The organism is Bacillus sp. AR8-1 (assembly GCF_008042345.1).
GTDB classification, from domain to species: domain Bacteria; phylum Bacillota; class Bacilli; order Bacillales; family Bacillaceae_G; genus Bacillus_A; species Bacillus_A cereus.
Genome location: NZ_QNUB01000013.1, coordinates 77,946 through 94,883, shown reverse-complemented (window position 1 = coordinate 94,883; position 16,938 = coordinate 77,946). Strand labels below are relative to the sequence as shown.

Genomic DNA, 16,938 nt, shown 5'->3' with positions numbered 1-16,938 from the left:
TTGCTTACAAACATATTTTATCTTTATATCAAGACAATTTCGTCCTCACATAGACGTATTTTTCCATAAAAAAAGTCCACCTTCTAAAGGCGAACTAGGTCTTACGACTTTTGTCTTATAAAATTCCATTTTTCACTGCATATAACGCCGCTTGCGTACGATCGGATAAATTTAATTTACTCAAAATGCTACTTACATGCGCCTTAACCGTCTTTTCTGTAATAACTAAAACAGATGCAATTTCCTTATTGCTCATCCCTTTTGCTAATAGTTGCAACACCTCATTTTCTCTCGCTGTTAGCACATCCACTTGAATAGAATGTTCTTCTTCCTTTTCTTCTACAGGTAATGTTTGAGAGAGAAGAGCATTTGCTATATCCGGATGTAATTGAATATTACCTTTATATGCACTTCGAATAGCCTCAACAAGCTGATCCGGTTCTACATCTTTTAAAATATACCCACTTGCTCCAGCCCTTAATGCAGGTAACACATGCGCCTGATCAGAAAAGCTAGTTAATACAATTACTTTCACATTTGGATACTCTTTTTTAATATATGCCGTCGCCTCAACACCATCCATTTCAGGCATATATAAATCCATTAATATAACATCAGGATTTGTTTCTCCTACTTTCACTAACGCTTCTTTCCCATTATTCGCTTCTCCAACTAACTCTAAATCTTCCTGTGTACTTAAGAAAAATGCTAATCCTTTTAAAACGACTGTATGATCATCAACTAACAATACTTTTATTTTCACAAACTTCCCTCATTTTCACATCATAATGGTACATTTACTTTTACGCTCGTTCGTTTATTACTACTTACAATTTTAATTGTTCCACCAACTAATTCTACTCTTTCACGCATCGTAGTCATACCTAGTGATTTCTTTTCTTTTATATTCTTTTCCACAAAGCCCTTTCCTTGATCAACTATTTCTAATGATACATTTTTCTCATTCACTGTAAAATAAATCGTCGCTTCTTTTACACCTGCATGCTTACTTACATTGTTCAGTGCTTCTTGGCCAATGCGCCATAAAGCTTCTTCTACTACACGAGGTAAATCACGAACACCCGTAACTTGCTCCCTAATTTTCAGTCCCAAATTTTCACCGTACTGTTTTAGAGCTGGCAATAATCCTTTTTCTAATCCTGCTGGACGAAGCTGCCAAATTAATGTCCTCATTTCTTTCAAAGCTCCTTGTGCAAGTTCACGCATCTCATGCAAAGATTGATCTACCTTTTCATTTTTACCTTTTAAAACTGCCTCGGCGCCTTTTGTCATGAAGGTTAATGAAAATAATTTTTGCGAAACAGAATCATGTAAATCTCTTGCTAATCGGTTTCTTTCTTCCATTCGTACAAGTTCACGGCGCTGCTCGTTTAACCTCAAATTCTCTATTATTAACGAAACATGGTTTGATAGCGCTTGAATTACATCTATTGTATTAGCATCAAACTCTCCATTATTCAAGCTAACACATAAAACACCAAATATATGGTTTTGAATATGTATTGGCGTAGCAATAACAGTTTGATTTAGATGCACATTATGCCCTATTTGATGTTTTATTAGAACTGGTTCATCTTGCTCTAACGCCTTGTTGGCCGCCTCTTTCACTTCCTCTTGTAACTCTTCCTGAACGTAAGACGCTCGCAGAGATAATTCTTTTTCCTCCCTAATAAAAAGCGCTACTTGATTCCATTGAAATACTTCACCTACGTGATTTACCACCTTTTCAGGTAATACATTAAACTTATGAATCGTTTTTAAATCTTGAATGAAACGCTCTAATTTCACATAATAATGTGCTCTTCTTTTTTCATTTTCATATAATTTTGTTCGCTTTAAAGCCGTACCAATTTGGAAAGCAACCGATTGGAGTAATACTAATTCTTCTTCCGAAAAATGTGTTTTACCCGGACTTGCAACATTTAACAACCCAAATTTTTCTCCTCCAGCTTTTAAAGGAACCGTAGCATGATGAAGAATGCCCTCCGTATCTCCCCAATTATATTCAATTGCATTATTAATTCTTTTACATTCAATAATATTAACGGCTCTCTCTAATTTCCCATCTACAAAACCCCGTAAACACCAACACTCACCTTCGCACATCGGGCGTTTATTTTCATATGTAAGTGCCTCTGGTAATTGGTAATCAATCAACTTCGTATACTTCCCATTTTCATCTGCAAGAAAAATCCATCCTGTCGTTAAGCCTGTCACACTTAGTAATTTCTCTAGGACAGCTTGCAATACATGATACGTATCATTTGATGTATTTAATGTTTCTGCAATTTCCTTTAATATAACTAATTCATTTGTACGATTATCTCGAAACATACTCAGTCTCCTGCATACAAGATTTTAAATAGCTCTTAAAATAAATCATCTACTTTTCACTTTGTACTTATTCGTAACATTGATATAATGGTGAAAACATAGTTTTCATTATATCACTTGAGGGGGCTTTCATAATGACATTAAATAAAGCACTTACTATCGCTGGTTCTGACACAAGTGGCGGTGCTGGTATACAAGCAGATTTAAAAACATTCCAAGAACTTGGCGTATACGGAATGACATCTCTTACAACAATCGTAACGATGGATCCACATAACGGTTGGGCACATAACGTATTTCCAATCCCAGCTTCTACATTAAAACCACAATTAGAAACAACAATTGAAGGTGTTGGCGTAGATGCTTTAAAAACAGGTATGCTTGGATCAGTAGAAATTATTGAAATGGTTGCAGAAACAATCGAAAAGCACAATTTCAAAAATGTAGTAGTTGACCCTGTTATGGTATGTAAAGGTGCAGATGAAGCATTACATCCTGAAACGAACGATTGCTTACGTGACGTTCTTGTGCCAAAGGCATTAGTTGTAACGCCAAACTTATTTGAAGCTTACCAATTAAGCGGTGTGAAAATTAATTCTCTTGAGGACATGAAAGAAGCAGCGAAGAAAATCCACGCTTTAGGTGCCAAATACGTACTAATTAAAGGCGGAAGCAAACTTGGTACGGAAACTGCAATCGACGTCCTATATGATGGAGAAACATTCGAACTTCTAGAATCAGAAAAAATCGATACAACCAATACACACGGTGCAGGTTGTACATATTCTGCTGCAATTACAGCAGAACTTGCAAAAGGAAAACCTGTGAAAGAAGCAGTAAAAACTGCTAAAGAATTCATCACAGCCGCTATTCGTTACTCATTCAAAATTAACGAATACGTAGGTCCAACTCACCATGGTGCATATCGTAAATTCGTTGTATCAAAAGAACTTGTCTAATATATAAATAAAAACACTCACAAGGTTCATACATTGACTCTGTGAGTGTTTTTTATAAGCTTTATGTCTTCTGGTCATCTTATCTTTAAGATGCAGAACTAACCTTATTTCTACCATTTCGTTTCGAGTAGTATAACGCATCATCCGCCGCTTGAATAAATTGCTCTGATGACCCTTCATACTCTGAAACCCCTACCGAAACCGTAATTTTTATTTTTGTTCCATCTAACAATTGAAATGGGTGACTTTCAACAGCTGTACGAATTTGCTCGCCCATACAAATTCCGTAAGCTAATCCCTTATTCGGTATCAAAAGCGCAAACTCCTCTCCACCCTTTCGAAAAGCCAAATCTGGAAATTGTGAAGTTTCTCGTAAAATACATCCTACTTGTTTTAACACTTCGTCCCCTGCAGGATGCCCGTACGTATCATTTACATACTTAAAGTGATCAATATCTATAAGGAGTAAACAAAGCGAATCATTTTTCATGTTCTTATTACTAATATGACAATTCATCTCTAAATCAAACTGTCTTACGTTTCCTAAACCTGTCAATGCATCTATCGTTGCGTATTGTTTCATCTTTTGAAATAACTCATTGGATTGTAAAACATAGTTTGTACTTACGAATGTTATGTAACCTGTAGTAATACTTGAAATTAAATATAGTACAACTACAGATATATCATTAAATAATATATACATCGGTACTATCAAAATAGAAAGGCAGTATACGTGTAACCATACTAACTTTAACGTAATCGAAGTTTGTATTCTTGCAATAAAGATAACACCAATTCCACTTAGTAAAATTGTATAGCAAGCTAATTCGGAAGCTAAAGAGTACTCAGTAAAAATTAGTCGAGTAATTAAAATTATAGTAACTGTTATACTACTAGCTACCGGACCTCCAACTATAATTGCCAAAATAATGGCTAAATAACGTAAATCCAACAGAATATCTTCAATGTGTACACCAAAATGCATTAACAGTACACCTAATATTCCAGTAAAAATACCGATTACACACTTCTGCAAAAAAGAGAATCCTTCTTTTAACGGCTTATCTCTTAAAAGCTGACCTCCAACAAAAATAAAGGAAATAATAATTGTTGTATTTACAAATAAGTCCCTTAACATAAAATAATCTCCCTACTTTTCCATCTATCCCCTTCCTCACTTTATTGTATACGAAATCCCTATAATTCCCAAAGTTTTTTGTTTATTTTTTTGCTGTTCCACGTGAAACAGCAAAAAAATAAAAAGGGCGAAAACTCGCCCTTTTTCATTAACAACAGCGTGATATTTTTCCACCCTTTGCGTTAAATCTTGCTTCTTGTGCCTCAGCAAAAAACTGCTTTTGACATACAATCTCTTCTTCTGGATGATGCTTTTTCATATGCTCTACGTATATTTCATAACTTGGTACCCCAACGAGCAAACTAATAAAGCGCTTCCTTTCCCCCCATACTTGCCACAGCTTTTTAAGCATAGTTCCTCGACTCACTTTCATCTCTAGGAATATACGGTGCCTCTTTTAACGGCATTGGCTTATTTCTTAATACTTGTATCCAAATTCGAAGTGCTGAAATTAACACAGCGATTACAACTATCATAAAAATCCCACAAAGCGCTGCATCGATATAATCATTAAAAATAATTTGCTTCATTTGAGTAACATTTTTAGCTGGTGCTAACACTTTCCCTTCATCTAACGCTCCCTGAAACACCTTCGCGTGAGATAGAAATCCGATTTTAGGATTTTCATGAAATAGCTTTTGATAACCAGCTGTCATTGTTACAATAAGCAATCCCACAGTTGGAATAAGTGTTACCCAAACGTACGCCTTTTTCCCCATTTTGAACAAAATTGTCGTTCCAAGTAATAATGCAATACCTGCTAGCATTTGATTTGCAATACCGAAAAGTGGCCATAATGTATTAATTCCACCGAGCGGATCTATTACCCCTTGGTATAAGAAATATCCCCACCCTAATACACATAATGTTGTAGCTATTACATTAGCTAATGTAGAATCTGTTTTCGCAAACGGCTTATATACATGTCCTAAAATATCTTGAATCATAAATCGTCCTACACGAGTTCCTGCGTCAATCGTTGTTAAAATAAATAGGGCTTCAAAAAGAATGGCAAAATGATACCAGAATGCCATCATCGCCGTTCCACCTATTACTTGTGAGAAAATATATGCCATACCTATTGCTAACGTTGGTGCTCCACCTGTACGTGATAAAATTGTTTGCTCTCCAACATTTACAGCAAGTTCTTTTAATTCATTTGGTGTAATAGCAAATCCCCATGAAGAAATAACTTGAGCTGCCTGCGATACATCCGTACCAATAAGTGCCGCCGGACTATTAATCGCAAAATAAGTTCCTGGCGTTAATACACAAGCTGCAATCATTGCCATCGCTGCTACAAATGACTCCATTAACATTGCTCCGTAACCAATTGGCTGTGCATGTCCCTCTTGCTCAATCATTTTTGGAGTTGTACCAGATGAAACGAGAGCATGGAATCCAGAGACCGCACCACAGGCAATCGTAATAAATAAGAACGGGAATAAATTGCCGGAGAAAACAGGACCAGTTCCATCAATAAATTGCGAAACTGCTGGCATTTGTAAATTGGGTGCTACAATTAAAATACCTATCGCCAATCCAACGATTGTTCCAACTTTTAAAAATGTACTTAAATAATCACGTGGTGCTAATAGCATCCAAACTGGTAATGCAGATGCAATAAATCCATATACAATAAGCATAATAGCAATTGTTTCACCACTAAATGTGAACATACTTGCAAGTGTTGGGTTTTCTGCTACATACTGTCCTCCAATAAGAGATAAAATAAGTAGGATAATACCAATTACTGACCCTTCTCCAACACGACCAGGCCTAATATAGCGCATATAAACTCCCATTAAAATAGCGATAGGAATCGTTGCTGCTATCGTAAACATTCCCCAAGGACTTCCGATCAGTGCCTTTACTACGACTAACGCTAATACTGCTAATAAAATAATCATAATTCCTAAAATACCTATCATTGCAATTAGTCCTGTAACAGGTCCAATCTCATCCTTAATCATTTCTCCTAACGATTTACCATTACGTCTCATCGAAGCAAATAAAATGACAAAATCTTGGACAGCCCCCGCAACAACTACCCCAACAATAATCCAAATGGTCCCTGGTAAATATCCCATTTGTGCTGCTAAAATCGGTCCTACTAAAGGTCCCGCCCCAGCAATCGCTGCAAAGTGATGTCCAAATAATACCCACTTATTTGTCGGAACATAGTCTTTCCCATCGTTTAATGTATGGGCTGGTGTTTGCCGATTATCATCTAAATTAAAAACCTTTCTCGCTATAAATCTACTATAAAAACGATAAGCAACTGCATATACACATACGGCAGCTACTAAGAGCCATACAGCATTAATGGTTTCACCTTGTGATAAAGCTATTACCCCAAAAGCACCTGCTCCTACTGCTGTAATAACGCCCCAAAGTAAGATCGATTTCAATGTCTTCACATACAATTCCCCCAATACTATTTCTTAGTGGAGATTGTACTAAATTTTCTGAATATTTAACTTGAATCCTCCTTATCATGAAGGATTTTCAGTTTATCATGTTAAAATACTCTCATTACCTACTATAATTCAATGTTATTTCGAAGGCGTTTTACATAATTACGACTGACTGGAATCGGTTGCTCATCATACCTATCTAAATACAAATTATACGTTCCATTATAATAAGGTTTCAGTTCTTTTACATATGACATATTAATTAAATAGCTTTTATGCACACGTAAAAAATCATATGCATTTAGCTTATTTTCTAATTCCTGAAGTGTATATGTTGAAATATACTGATTATTCGTTGTGTAAATTGAAACAGTTTTATTTTCTTTATTTTTACTTACATATACGATATCTTCTGGAAGCATATATCGTATACCTTCTTGACTTTCTATCGGTAGTTTCCGCAAATAACTCTTTGCTTTCTCACCTTGTTCTTTACCTATTTTATATAAAAGAAATTGTAAATCTTCTTCACGAAATGGTCGTAATAAATAATAAAATGCTTGGAAACGAAAAGCTGTAATAGATTCCTCTATGTTTTCACCTACAAAAATAAATTTTGTATAGCAATTTATTTCTCGTAATAAACTTGCATATTCAAAACCAGTACCATCTAGTAATTTGGAACTTAAAAAAACAAAGTCTGGTATATGTTTTTTCATCATAAATAAAGATTCTGTTCCTGTCTTTGCTTCAAAACATTCTACATTTCTCATATTTTCAGTGAAATTTTCAGCTAACTCTCTTCTCTCTTCTGCCTCTTCCATGATCAGTAAAATTTTCATTTCTTCAACCACCTAATTCTTTGTCCATATGTCCTGCTGTATACATTCGCTTTTATAAGAAATAATCCCTTTTTCTTACTATACCATTATTTATCTAAAAAAACAGAAAAAAGGAAACCCCTTCGGTTTCCTCTCCCCTTTATCCTACATTAACTGCCTAGAAAGAGCCAAGTAGTGTAGGGTAATAAACGATCAGGCATACATTTAAAATTTCACTTTATACTAATTCTCGTTGCTTCGTTTCTTGTCCAAGTATTACTACAGCGAATACACCAATTAAAATTGATCCGCAGAAAATCGTAAATATTAATGATAGTGAAGCTTCTGAGGCAACTAAATACCCCACTAATAGTGGTCCAAGAATACCACCAATACGCCCAAACGCTGCTGCCATTCCTGCACCTGTACCACGAATAACCGTTGGATACTGCTCAGGTGTATAGGCGTATAATGCTCCCCAAGCACCTAAGTTAAAGAAGGATAGTAACATACCTGCCACAATTAATACTGTTAATGAATCCGCAACCCCAAACAAATAAGCACTGCAAGCTGTCCCAATTAAATACGTAACCAAAACAAATTTACGACCGAGACGTTCAATAAGCCAAGCAGCGGTGAAATATCCTGGAAGTTGAGCTAATGTCATAATAAGTACGTATTGGAAACTTTTTATTAAACTAAATCCTTTTAGCACCATTACACTCGGTAACCAAAGGAACATTCCATAATAGGAAAAGACAACACAAAACCATAGAATCCATAGCATAATTGTTGCTTTACGATATTCCCCAGACCAAACTGATTTTATATTTTCAATAACAGATGGCCTTTTTTCAACTTTTTGGAACCTTGGGGAATCCGGTAAATTCCATCTTAAATATAAAGCATATAGTGCTGGAATTGCACTCAATACCATCGCAACTTCCCAACCATATTTAGGAATAACAAAATACGAGATAAGAGCTGCAATTAGCCATCCACCTGCCCAAAAACTTTCTAATAACACAACAATTTTCCCACGCTCATGCGCTTCAACACTCTCTGATACTAGTGTAGAGGCAACTGGAAGCTCTCCGCCAAGCCCCATACCAATTAAAAAGCGTAAAACGAGAAACATTGCAAGTGTTGTTGTTAATGCAGTTAAACCACTACCGATAGAAAATAACAATAATGTAATAATAAAGACTGATTTCCGCCCTATTTTATCTGATAGTATCCCAAAAATAAGCGCTCCTACTGCCATACCGATTGAGTTAATACTGCCTATCCAGCCCATTTCTTGCGTACTTAATCCCCAATCCTTTTGCAAGGCTACCATTACAAATGAAAGCATTCCAACATCCATTGCATCAAATAGCCATCCAAGCCCAGCTATACCAAGTAGTTTGCGCTTTGAAATTTCTTTTACCTTGCCCACTAGAAGCCCTCCTCACACAGGTGTCTTTACACATAATTTTACACGTGTGAATTGTATAAGTAAAATACTTTTGTGTAAAAAATTCTCCTTCATCATTCCCAAAAAGTAAAACGTCTATCCCGATTGGTGAGAGCTAATAATCAGTGGAGATGCCTCACTGATTAAAGTTTCAATTTATTAAAAATGAACAAATAAAAAAAGCAGCGATATTTCGCTACTTTTTCGAACGCATTACTTCTTTTAAAAATTCCGCTAATACTAACTGACGACGCCAACGTGTTGGATTACTGCATAATCTATAAAACCACTCTAAATGAATCGCTTGAATCCATTTTGGTGCACGTTTTACCTCTCCAGCCCATACGTCTAAACTTCCACCCACTCCAACAGCCATTTTCGTTTCTAAACGATGCTTATTGTTTTGGATAAAGTTCTCTTGTCTCGGGAAACCGAGTGCAACAAGTAATAAATCTGGTTTTGCTTCTTGAATGCGAGAAATAATATTCTCTTCGTCTTCTTGTTTAAAATAACCATCTTGTGTACCGGCGATGGATACAGCTGAATATGTCTTTGTTAAATGATCTGCTGCAGCTTGTACAACATGTGGCTTTGCACCTAATAAGAAAACAGATACTGGTTTACTATCTTCTGATAACTTCGCAAGTAAATTACACATTAAATCAAAACCTGCTACACGTTCTTTTAAAGGTGTACCAAGCATCCCGCTTGCCTTTACAACCCCAATACCATCAGGTGTAATTAAATCTGTATTCAATAATGTTTGATAGAACTTTTCATCCTTTTTTGCGCACATAACAATTTCAGGGTTTGCTGTTACTACCTGAAACGTATGAGTTCGCTCCGCTTCTAGTTGTTCTTTTAAATATTGGACCGTTTCATCCATTGTCATTGTAGAAAAAGGAACGCCTAGAATATCAACTGTTTGTACTGCCATAGTTAACTATCCTCTCTATCATTACTAGTTTTTCGCTATTAATTGCTTATATGTTTCCTTTGTATCTTCATATAGTTTTTGAAGTGAGAAGTTCATAGTAGCATGCTCATAAATATGTTTACCCATTGCTGCTAACTCTCCCGTTTTCCACTTATCATACGCTTCTTCTAAAGCTAATGCTAATGCCTTTCCATCACCTGTTGGCACAATCCATCCGTAAGTTTCATCTACGATTAATGGTTCAATTTCTCCAGCCCTAGTCACAATTGATGGTACGCGTTGATTTGCCGCTTCTAATAAAACTAGTGGGAACCCTTCACTATGGGAAGTTAATAAATTTACATGTGACGACGCAAATAATTGTTTTACATCTTGACGATGTCCTAAAAACTCTACTTTATCTTTAATCCCTTTTTCAGTAGCTAATGACTTTAGATTTTCTTCTAATGGGCCATCGCCAACTAATAATACTTTAATTTTCTCTAATTTTGTTTGTTGTAACGCATCGAATAAAACTTCATGTCCTTTGACAGGATGTAATCGTGCTACTTGGATTGCCGTAAATACATCTTCATCAATATTGAACATTTCTTTTTTATTATAGCCTTCTGCTTTTTCCTTATCGTATTCAATTCCATTATAAATAACATGCATCTTTTCATTTGAAATACCTAATGCTGCCAGGCTTTTTTTCAATCTATTTGTTACAACGAAAAATAAGTCTATATTTTTTAAGGCTTTCAAATTTAATTTCGTAAAAATCCAACCTTTTAAGCCCTGTTTAGTAAAGTCTTGAAATGGATCACTATGAATAGTCGTTACCCATTTTGCCTTTATTCTCTTTTTCATTAAAGAAACATAGAAATTAGCCCTAGGGCCATGTGTATGAACTACATCAAATTTTTCTTTATTAATAAATTCACTTATATTCTTTAAAATGGATAAATCATAGCGCGATTTTTGTGAAAACACATGGACTTTTATCCCTAACTCCCTTGCTTCCTTCGCAACAATTCCATCTTCAAATACTGCTAATTCTACTTCACCAGTTGGAAACTGATCGAGAAGTGAAATAATATGTGTTTTCCCTCCCCCATCTTCTGCTCCTGCATTCATATGCAATATTCTCATATTTTTTCCTCCTTTAAATCCTCGCTACGTTTCCATCTATTTTTATTTTACTGTACTAAAAAATAAAAGCTAACAAAAGTTAGCTTTTATTTTTATCATTCAATTTCTAGGTCTACTATTAGATAAGCTAACACCACTACAAAGTAAATCCCAACTCCTGGTGCTGTTAAAATATGTCCTGCAATATAAGCAATACCTAACGCTAACAATAAGCTTGCTGAAATCATTCCATATTTTATATTGAATATGTCCTTAAATCTCGTAGCAAATGCTAGTAAAATTCTTAGCCCGTAATAAATAAATGGAATCATTAGTAATACAAAGCCAATAATCCCGAAATCATAAAACCAATCATGGAAGTCCATTTCAATTAGTTTTGGATCTGGCTGCTTTTGTTCATTGTATTTAAAGTTACCTGCATAACCCATTCCTAATAACTTTTGTGACATTGGCGCTTCTTTAAAGAACTGCTTATGTCTTTCTTCATATACTTGACGTCCACTGAAAATAAGATTTTCTTGATTTTCTTTCTTTTGCTCTTTCTCAAGCTCTTTCTTAACTTCCTCTTCTATCTTCGCCTTTTCTTCTGGCTTTTCAACTTTATGATGATTTTCTTCTTTTGCTTTAAGTTCTTGCTCTTTTTTCAGCTTCTCTTTAATTTCTTTTTCTTTTTGACCTTGCTGTGCCACATTTTGCTCTGATAAATAATTATTGTGAATACCCATATTTTGTGCTAATGGTGTTTGTTTAAACGTCCCAACTACACCAGCTAATAGGACCATAGCAATTACTGCATTAAGCGCAAGGGATTTTTTGTTCGGATTTTTTCTATCAAATAATAATTGTAGTACAATGATTCCGATTGCTGCCCCTAACGTAGCACCAATTGAGCCCATTCCAACTTTTGTACCGACTTGAATTAGCGAATAAATCATTAAAAGTGATGGAATCCAATATAAAATGTGTTTCCAGCTCTTTGTTTTTTGAATAGAATATAGTACCACAATAGGGAAAATAATAGCTAAGATTGAACCTAGTTCATTCCCTGCATAGAACCAACCTCGAGAACCAACCTTCATCCATTCATAACTACCAAAGTCAGTAGATGTTGAAATAGAAATAACCATAATTGCGTTAATGATTAATGTAGAATATACAATACTATTTCGAACCTTATCACTAATATTAACTGTCTTTTTCAATGATTTTAAAGCTAAAATGTATGATCCCAGCATGATATATATATATAATGCTTTCGCAACGAATTTAACTTCTTCACTAAGTACAATAGGATCCTTAACTATTTTGTTATTAATAAATCCTACCCCTAAAACTCCGGCTAATAATATAAGATAAATTAAAAACTTTCTATTTTCCTTCTCTTTTGCCTGAATTAAAATGTAAATACCACCAACAGCCATAATAAGGAATCTTACTAAAATTCCAACGGTAGCATTTGACTTTAATAAAGTGATGCTAAGAGACGTTAATAAATCTAAAACAGGCTGTAAAATAATAAAAAAGAGCAAAAAATGCTCAAATCTAACCCTAGCTTGATTTGCTAACATTCCAAGACCTCCATACAAAATCTTAACATTATCTTTTAATCATAATTTTTTATCATTCAAACACACCTAGCAATTATAACATAACTCATATTCAAATCGAGAACTATTTTTCCAGCTAAAACTAGCCAGGACAAGTATTAATAAGTAATAGAAATCATCGTCCTTTAGCTATACTCCCCTATTTTTACAAAATCTATCTAACAACCATCCCCTTATTTTTGTCAGTATATACATATTTTTTTATCATTTTATACAAATATAAACATCCCATCTCTGATTGTAATATTTTACCAACTAAACAACATCAAAAAATGTAAAATTAATCTTTTCATATCTTTTTCAGATTACTTTATGGTTATTTTCCAAACATTTTCAAACGCTTTCTTTATGAATTTTATCCGTTTTTCTACATGTAGCGAAAAGTAATTGTTATTTCCAATACTTTAGTGTATATTTTTTCTCTGGAACATCTTTAAGAGGAAGGGATTAAGGCCATGTTATTAATCGATATATTTACGTTTCTTGGCATTATCGCCGCTGCCATTTCTGGTACATTAGTTGGTTTAAAAAAAGATTTAGATTTATTTGGTGTCCTTTGTTTAGCTGTAGCCACTGCGCTCGGCGGCGGTATTATTCGTGATATCATGATTGGTAACCTGCCCCCTGTCGCATTTGTAAAACCCATTTACTTTTTCGTAAGTGTATTATCAGCATTATTTACTTGTATGTTTTTTGAGCGTATCAATAAACTTCAAGTCGTTATTATGCTTTCTGATGCTGTTGGATTAGGCGTTTTTACAGCTATTGGTGCAAATGCGGCAATGTCACATCATGTTGACGCCTCATTTCTAGTTGTTTCAATGGGAGTCATTACAGGTATTGGAGGCGGTATTTTGCGTGACATTTGTGCTCAAGATATCCCTTACGTATTCCGAAAAGAGATTTACGCAATCGCTTCTATCTTAGGAGCAATTAGCTTCCTAATCACATACGCTATGGGGGCGCACGTATTAGCTTTCTATGTTTGTTTATTAGTAACATTCGTTATTCGTGTCGTCACTGTAATATATAATGTGCATTTCCCTGTTTTCTTTAAAACACATGCTAAAATTAATAAAGGCCATTAAGAGAATTCTATCTAGAATTCTCTTAATTTATATACTATTCAACGAACTAATATAGAGTAATTATATATAAGCATATATAATTACTCTATATTAGTTTTAAACTTTTAATTTATATACTATTCAACGAACTAATATAGAGTAATTATATATAATAATTACTCTATATTAGTTTTAAAATTGAAAACGTTTTATATACAGGGGGAAGAATGATGCTTGGGGTTTTCAGAAAAAATATTAATAAAACAAATGCCAGTATAATCGAATTAAGTAAGGACCAACAAATAACTTTTAATGTACCTACTAATTCTGAATTGAAAATTCAAATGGATATGCTACATATTTCAAAAGAAGATTTACAAGTTGTAAAAGTACTACAGCCTTTTATTTATGCAGAAATTGATTGGATTACTGAAAAATTCTATGCCAACATTACAAAACAACCTAATTTAATTACTATTATTGAACGTTACAGCTCTATTCCAAAACTAAAACAAACTTTAAAAACACATATTAAAGAATTATTCAGCGGCAATATGCATGAAGATTTCATTGAACAGCGTGTTAGAATTGCCAAAAGACATGTGCAAATTGGTTTACATCGAAAATGGTATACTGCTGCTTATCAAGAATTATTCCGCTCTATCATGAAGATTTTGCAAACAAAAATAACAACAATCGATGATTTTTCCTATTCTATAAATGTCATAAATAAATTATTCACTCTTGAACAAGAACTTGTTCTTGCAGCTTATGAATCTGAATATGAAAGAATGCAAAAAGAGCATGAGAAAGAAAAAGAACTAACTGCTATGACAATTACGCATATTGCAACAGAACTAGCTGCTGTATCTGAAAAGACAAGCTCTTCTATTCAAAAACTAACCGCTAAGTCTGAAACTATTGTAGAGATTGCTAAAACAGGTACATCATTAGCTACAACATCTGAAGAAAAAGCGAATAAAGGGAAAGAACAATTAAACCAGCAAAACAAACGAATGGGATCTATTCAAATGAATATGGAAACGATTATTACAGATACTCATGAACTTCTTGATATTTCTAACAAAATTAACGAAATCATAGATATCGTTAAATCAATCGCGGAGCAAACAAATTTACTCGCACTAAATGCTGCTATTGAGTCGGCACGTGCTGGAGAATTTGGGAAAGGGTTTTCTGTTGTTGCTGGCGAAATCCGAAAATTATCAGAGCAAACGAAAGAATCTATATTTAACGTTACAAAGCTCGTCGAAAAAACAAATGAACAAATTACTCGTGTCTCGTCTTCTGTGAAACAAATTAGCTCTCTCGTATCGGAAGGAACAGATAGTATGTCGGCAACAGATCGATACTTCCAAGAAATCGTAAAAGATATGTCTAACTCAAAAGAACAGAATAAGAAAATTGAACACGAACTACAAGCTATTTCACAAGTAATGAAAGGAATTCAAGATGATTCCTCACAAATGGCTCTAACAGCCGATAATTTGCAACTAGAACTAAATCGATAAGATGAAATTTAGTAGTCAAGCATACTTTTCATCTGTACTAACTACTAAATTTCATCTTCCATCAAAAAAAGAATCCAGAATGGATTCTTTTTATTTTCTGAAAAATATTTTTTGACAATACACATAACTCATATAAACACCAAAGCTCTGCAAAATAAACAATGCTGGCATAATTACATTGTAATATGCCATCTCTACTTGGAAGAGCTTTAACAATACGTATCCACTAATTAAAAATAAGAACAACATATATCCCTCATTTTGTTGTTTCTTAATAAGGAAGTGTAATAGAGCTATAGTCATAAACAATGTTACGGCTATATATATCAGTTTTTCATATTTGAAAAGAATAGAATTTATCCCCTCATCTGAAAACTGATTTATCATCGGTTCTAAAAGTTTAAATCTTTCTCCCTCAATCTCTTTTAACTTTTGATCAATATGCTCTGTTACACTTTGATTTTTCGATATTTTTTCTTCATGTTGCGTTTTTCCAATTAAAACAGATTGAACATACGTCTCATTCGCAATCGTATATTGTGACATTCCCATTGTCTTAATTCCATAATTCACACCAAAATGGGCACTATAAAATAGAATAAGTATCCCTATCATCTTTAGTAACACCTTTTGTTTCGTTGCTGATTGAAATACTTCGATTAATAATACATATACCGTGATAAAAATAGGAAGAAATAATCCCATTGGGAAAATCATATTACTAAATGCAAATAAAATCGCTGAAAACACCCACATATAAGGATGATCTAATCCTTTATATAAAAGTATGTAACAAGCAAAATAAAATAAAAATATTGCAAGTGACTCAGGAGTTAATACGGAACTCATGAATATATTTGGAATATACAGAGCATAAAAGATAGAAGCAATACGACCGCATTCTTCTCCAAAAACCATTGCTGCAATACGATAAATAAAAAATGCGGTTCCTGCGCAAAATAACACATTAAATAGTTGTAAAGCGAATAATGTATCACCAAATATACGAATAATTACTGACTCATATATAATAAAAGGCAAATGAGTTACAGTCTCTATATTATTACCAATTGCAATCTGCTTTGCAGACTCATACATCACTTTCATATCACCAATTATTGGAGCATCTACAAATAACAGCATACTAAGCCTCACAACTATAGATATACTTATAAGAAAAATAAGAAATTGTTTATCTGTAAAACGATATTGTAGAATTGATGCCACTAACAAAATAAGTATGACGAAAATTGCCAATATGATTGTTACACTTGTTGTACTTCCTCCAAAGAATTGCTTACTTGTCTCAAATGCTGCCCAACAACTATAAACAAAAAATGCGAACATCGCACCGATCATAATTTTATTGAAGAAAGATGAAAAATTTGTTTGTATATGATTCATATGTCCATTGCACCTCTATTTCCATTCATAACAAAACGATTCTATCATGAATGGGTACACGGCTGATAGAGAATTTCTATGACAAATACATAGTCATTACTTTTTACTTGC

General features: G+C 34.0%; 14 protein-coding genes and 1 pseudogene. 4 read left to right on the top strand and 11 right to left on the bottom strand.

Features of this window, described 5'->3' with window-relative positions:
- Positions 1–115: 115 nt before the first annotated feature.
- Together DN400_RS08450 and DN400_RS08445 are read right to left on the bottom strand one after the other, a co-directional pair.
- The gene (locus tag DN400_RS08450) at positions 116–763 is read right to left on the bottom strand and encodes a response regulator (RefSeq protein WP_000695797.1); all 648 of its coding nucleotides are present in this window, start codon (positions 761–763) and stop codon (positions 116–118) included.
- Positions 764–783: 20 nt separating this feature from the next.
- Positions 784–2,355, bottom strand: a complete 1,572-nt coding sequence (locus DN400_RS08445; protein ID WP_000488132.1) for a GAF domain-containing sensor histidine kinase — start codon at positions 2,353–2,355, stop codon at positions 784–786.
- A 134-nt stretch (positions 2,356–2,489) separates the two neighbouring features.
- Between DN400_RS08445 and pdxK the strand changes: the two genes are divergently transcribed.
- Positions 2,490–3,314: a pyridoxine/pyridoxal/pyridoxamine kinase gene (gene pdxK, locus DN400_RS08440; RefSeq protein ID WP_000174259.1), complete on the top strand. Its 825-nt coding sequence runs from the start codon at positions 2,490–2,492 to the stop codon at positions 3,312–3,314.
- Between the two features lie 85 nt (positions 3,315–3,399).
- Here the strand turns inward: pdxK and DN400_RS08435 are convergent, their stop codons facing one another.
- The 8 genes from DN400_RS08435 to DN400_RS08395 all read right to left on the bottom strand — a co-directional run bounded on the left by DN400_RS08435 (position 3,400) and on the right by DN400_RS08395 (position 12,785).
- Complete coding sequence (locus DN400_RS08435) at positions 3,400–4,455, bottom strand: GGDEF domain-containing protein (RefSeq protein ID WP_098312682.1); 1,056 nt, start codon at positions 4,453–4,455, stop codon at positions 3,400–3,402.
- A gap of 148 nt (positions 4,456–4,603) precedes the next feature.
- Positions 4,604–4,807 carry a YbdD/YjiX family protein gene (locus DN400_RS08430; RefSeq protein ID WP_000914502.1) on the bottom strand — a complete coding sequence of 68 codons (204 nt, stop codon included), beginning with the start codon at positions 4,805–4,807 and terminating at the stop codon, positions 4,604–4,606.
- On the bottom strand, positions 4,800–6,875 hold the full coding sequence (gene cstA, locus DN400_RS08425; protein WP_016513279.1) for a carbon starvation protein CstA: 2,076 nt from the start codon (positions 6,873–6,875) through the stop codon (positions 4,800–4,802). Before cstA ends, DN400_RS08430 begins: the two co-directional genes overlap by 8 nt.
- Positions 6,876–6,997: 122 nt before the next feature.
- Entirely contained in the window at positions 6,998–7,714 is a 717-nt protein-coding gene (locus DN400_RS08420) for a LytR/AlgR family response regulator transcription factor (protein WP_000698259.1), read from the bottom strand.
- 217 nt (positions 7,715–7,931) lie between these two features.
- Positions 7,932–9,131, bottom strand: a complete 1,200-nt coding sequence (locus tag DN400_RS08415; protein ID WP_097997182.1) for an MFS transporter — start codon at positions 9,129–9,131, stop codon at positions 7,932–7,934.
- A gap of 214 nt (positions 9,132–9,345) precedes the next feature.
- Entirely contained in the window at positions 9,346–10,086 is a 741-nt protein-coding gene (locus tag DN400_RS08405; protein ID WP_000290751.1) for a WecB/TagA/CpsF family glycosyltransferase, read from the bottom strand.
- 24 nt (positions 10,087–10,110) lie between these two features.
- Positions 10,111–11,217: a glycosyltransferase family 4 protein gene (locus DN400_RS08400; protein ID WP_097997181.1), complete on the bottom strand. Its 1,107-nt coding sequence runs from the start codon at positions 11,215–11,217 to the stop codon at positions 10,111–10,113.
- A gap of 95 nt (positions 11,218–11,312) precedes the next feature.
- Positions 11,313–12,785, bottom strand: a complete 1,473-nt coding sequence (locus DN400_RS08395; protein ID WP_097997180.1) for an O-antigen ligase family protein — start codon at positions 12,783–12,785, stop codon at positions 11,313–11,315.
- Positions 12,786–13,279: 494 nt separating this feature from the next.
- On the opposite strand from DN400_RS08395, the gene DN400_RS08390 reads away from it, so the two are divergent.
- From DN400_RS08390 to DN400_RS30265, 3 genes and pseudogenes are all read left to right on the top strand, one after another.
- Positions 13,280–13,912 (top strand): trimeric intracellular cation channel family protein, encoded by a 633-nt coding sequence (locus DN400_RS08390; RefSeq protein ID WP_000924377.1) that lies wholly within the window; start codon positions 13,280–13,282, stop codon positions 13,910–13,912.
- Positions 13,913–14,118: 206 nt separating this feature from the next.
- Positions 14,119–14,667: pseudogene (locus DN400_RS30270) on the top strand (protoglobin family protein); the annotation flags it as partial.
- 15 nt (positions 14,668–14,682) lie between these two features.
- Positions 14,683–15,423: a methyl-accepting chemotaxis protein gene (locus tag DN400_RS30265; protein ID WP_372464371.1), complete on the top strand. Its 741-nt coding sequence runs from the start codon at positions 14,683–14,685 to the stop codon at positions 15,421–15,423.
- Between the two features lie 90 nt (positions 15,424–15,513).
- Here the strand turns inward: DN400_RS30265 and DN400_RS08380 are convergent, their stop codons facing one another.
- The gene (locus DN400_RS08380) at positions 15,514–16,827 is read right to left on the bottom strand and encodes an ArnT family glycosyltransferase (RefSeq protein WP_097997178.1); all 1,314 of its coding nucleotides are present in this window, start codon (positions 16,825–16,827) and stop codon (positions 15,514–15,516) included.
- Positions 16,828–16,938: the final 111 nt, after the last annotated feature.

Excerpts from the sequence above, each read along its gene's own strand:
- DN400_RS08400 (WP_097997181.1), bottom strand. The coding sequence starts at position 11,217 with ATGAGAATATTGCATATGAATGCAGGAGCAGAAGATGGGGGAGGGAAA.
- DN400_RS08405 (WP_000290751.1), bottom strand. The coding sequence starts at position 10,086 with ATGGCAGTACAAACAGTTGATATTCTAGGCGTTCCTTTTTCTACAATG.
- DN400_RS08420 (WP_000698259.1), bottom strand. The coding sequence starts at position 7,714 with ATGAAAATTTTACTGATCATGGAAGAGGCAGAAGAGAGAAGAGAGTTA.
- DN400_RS08445 (WP_000488132.1), bottom strand. The coding sequence starts at position 2,355 with ATGTTTCGAGATAATCGTACAAATGAATTAGTTATATTAAAGGAAATT.
- DN400_RS08395 (WP_097997180.1), bottom strand. The coding sequence starts at position 12,785 with ATGTTAGCAAATCAAGCTAGGGTTAGATTTGAGCATTTTTTGCTCTTT.
- DN400_RS08430 (WP_000914502.1), bottom strand. The coding sequence starts at position 4,807 with ATGCTTAAAAAGCTGTGGCAAGTATGGGGGGAAAGGAAGCGCTTTATT.
- pdxK (WP_000174259.1), top strand. The coding sequence starts at position 2,490 with ATGACATTAAATAAAGCACTTACTATCGCTGGTTCTGACACAAGTGGC.
- DN400_RS08435 (WP_098312682.1), bottom strand. The coding sequence starts at position 4,455 with ATGTTAAGGGACTTATTTGTAAATACAACAATTATTATTTCCTTTATT.
- DN400_RS08380 (WP_097997178.1), bottom strand. The coding sequence starts at position 16,827 with ATGAATCATATACAAACAAATTTTTCATCTTTCTTCAATAAAATTATG.
- DN400_RS08390 (WP_000924377.1), top strand. The coding sequence starts at position 13,280 with ATGTTATTAATCGATATATTTACGTTTCTTGGCATTATCGCCGCTGCC.
- DN400_RS30265 (WP_372464371.1), top strand. The coding sequence starts at position 14,683 with ATGCAAAAAGAGCATGAGAAAGAAAAAGAACTAACTGCTATGACAATT.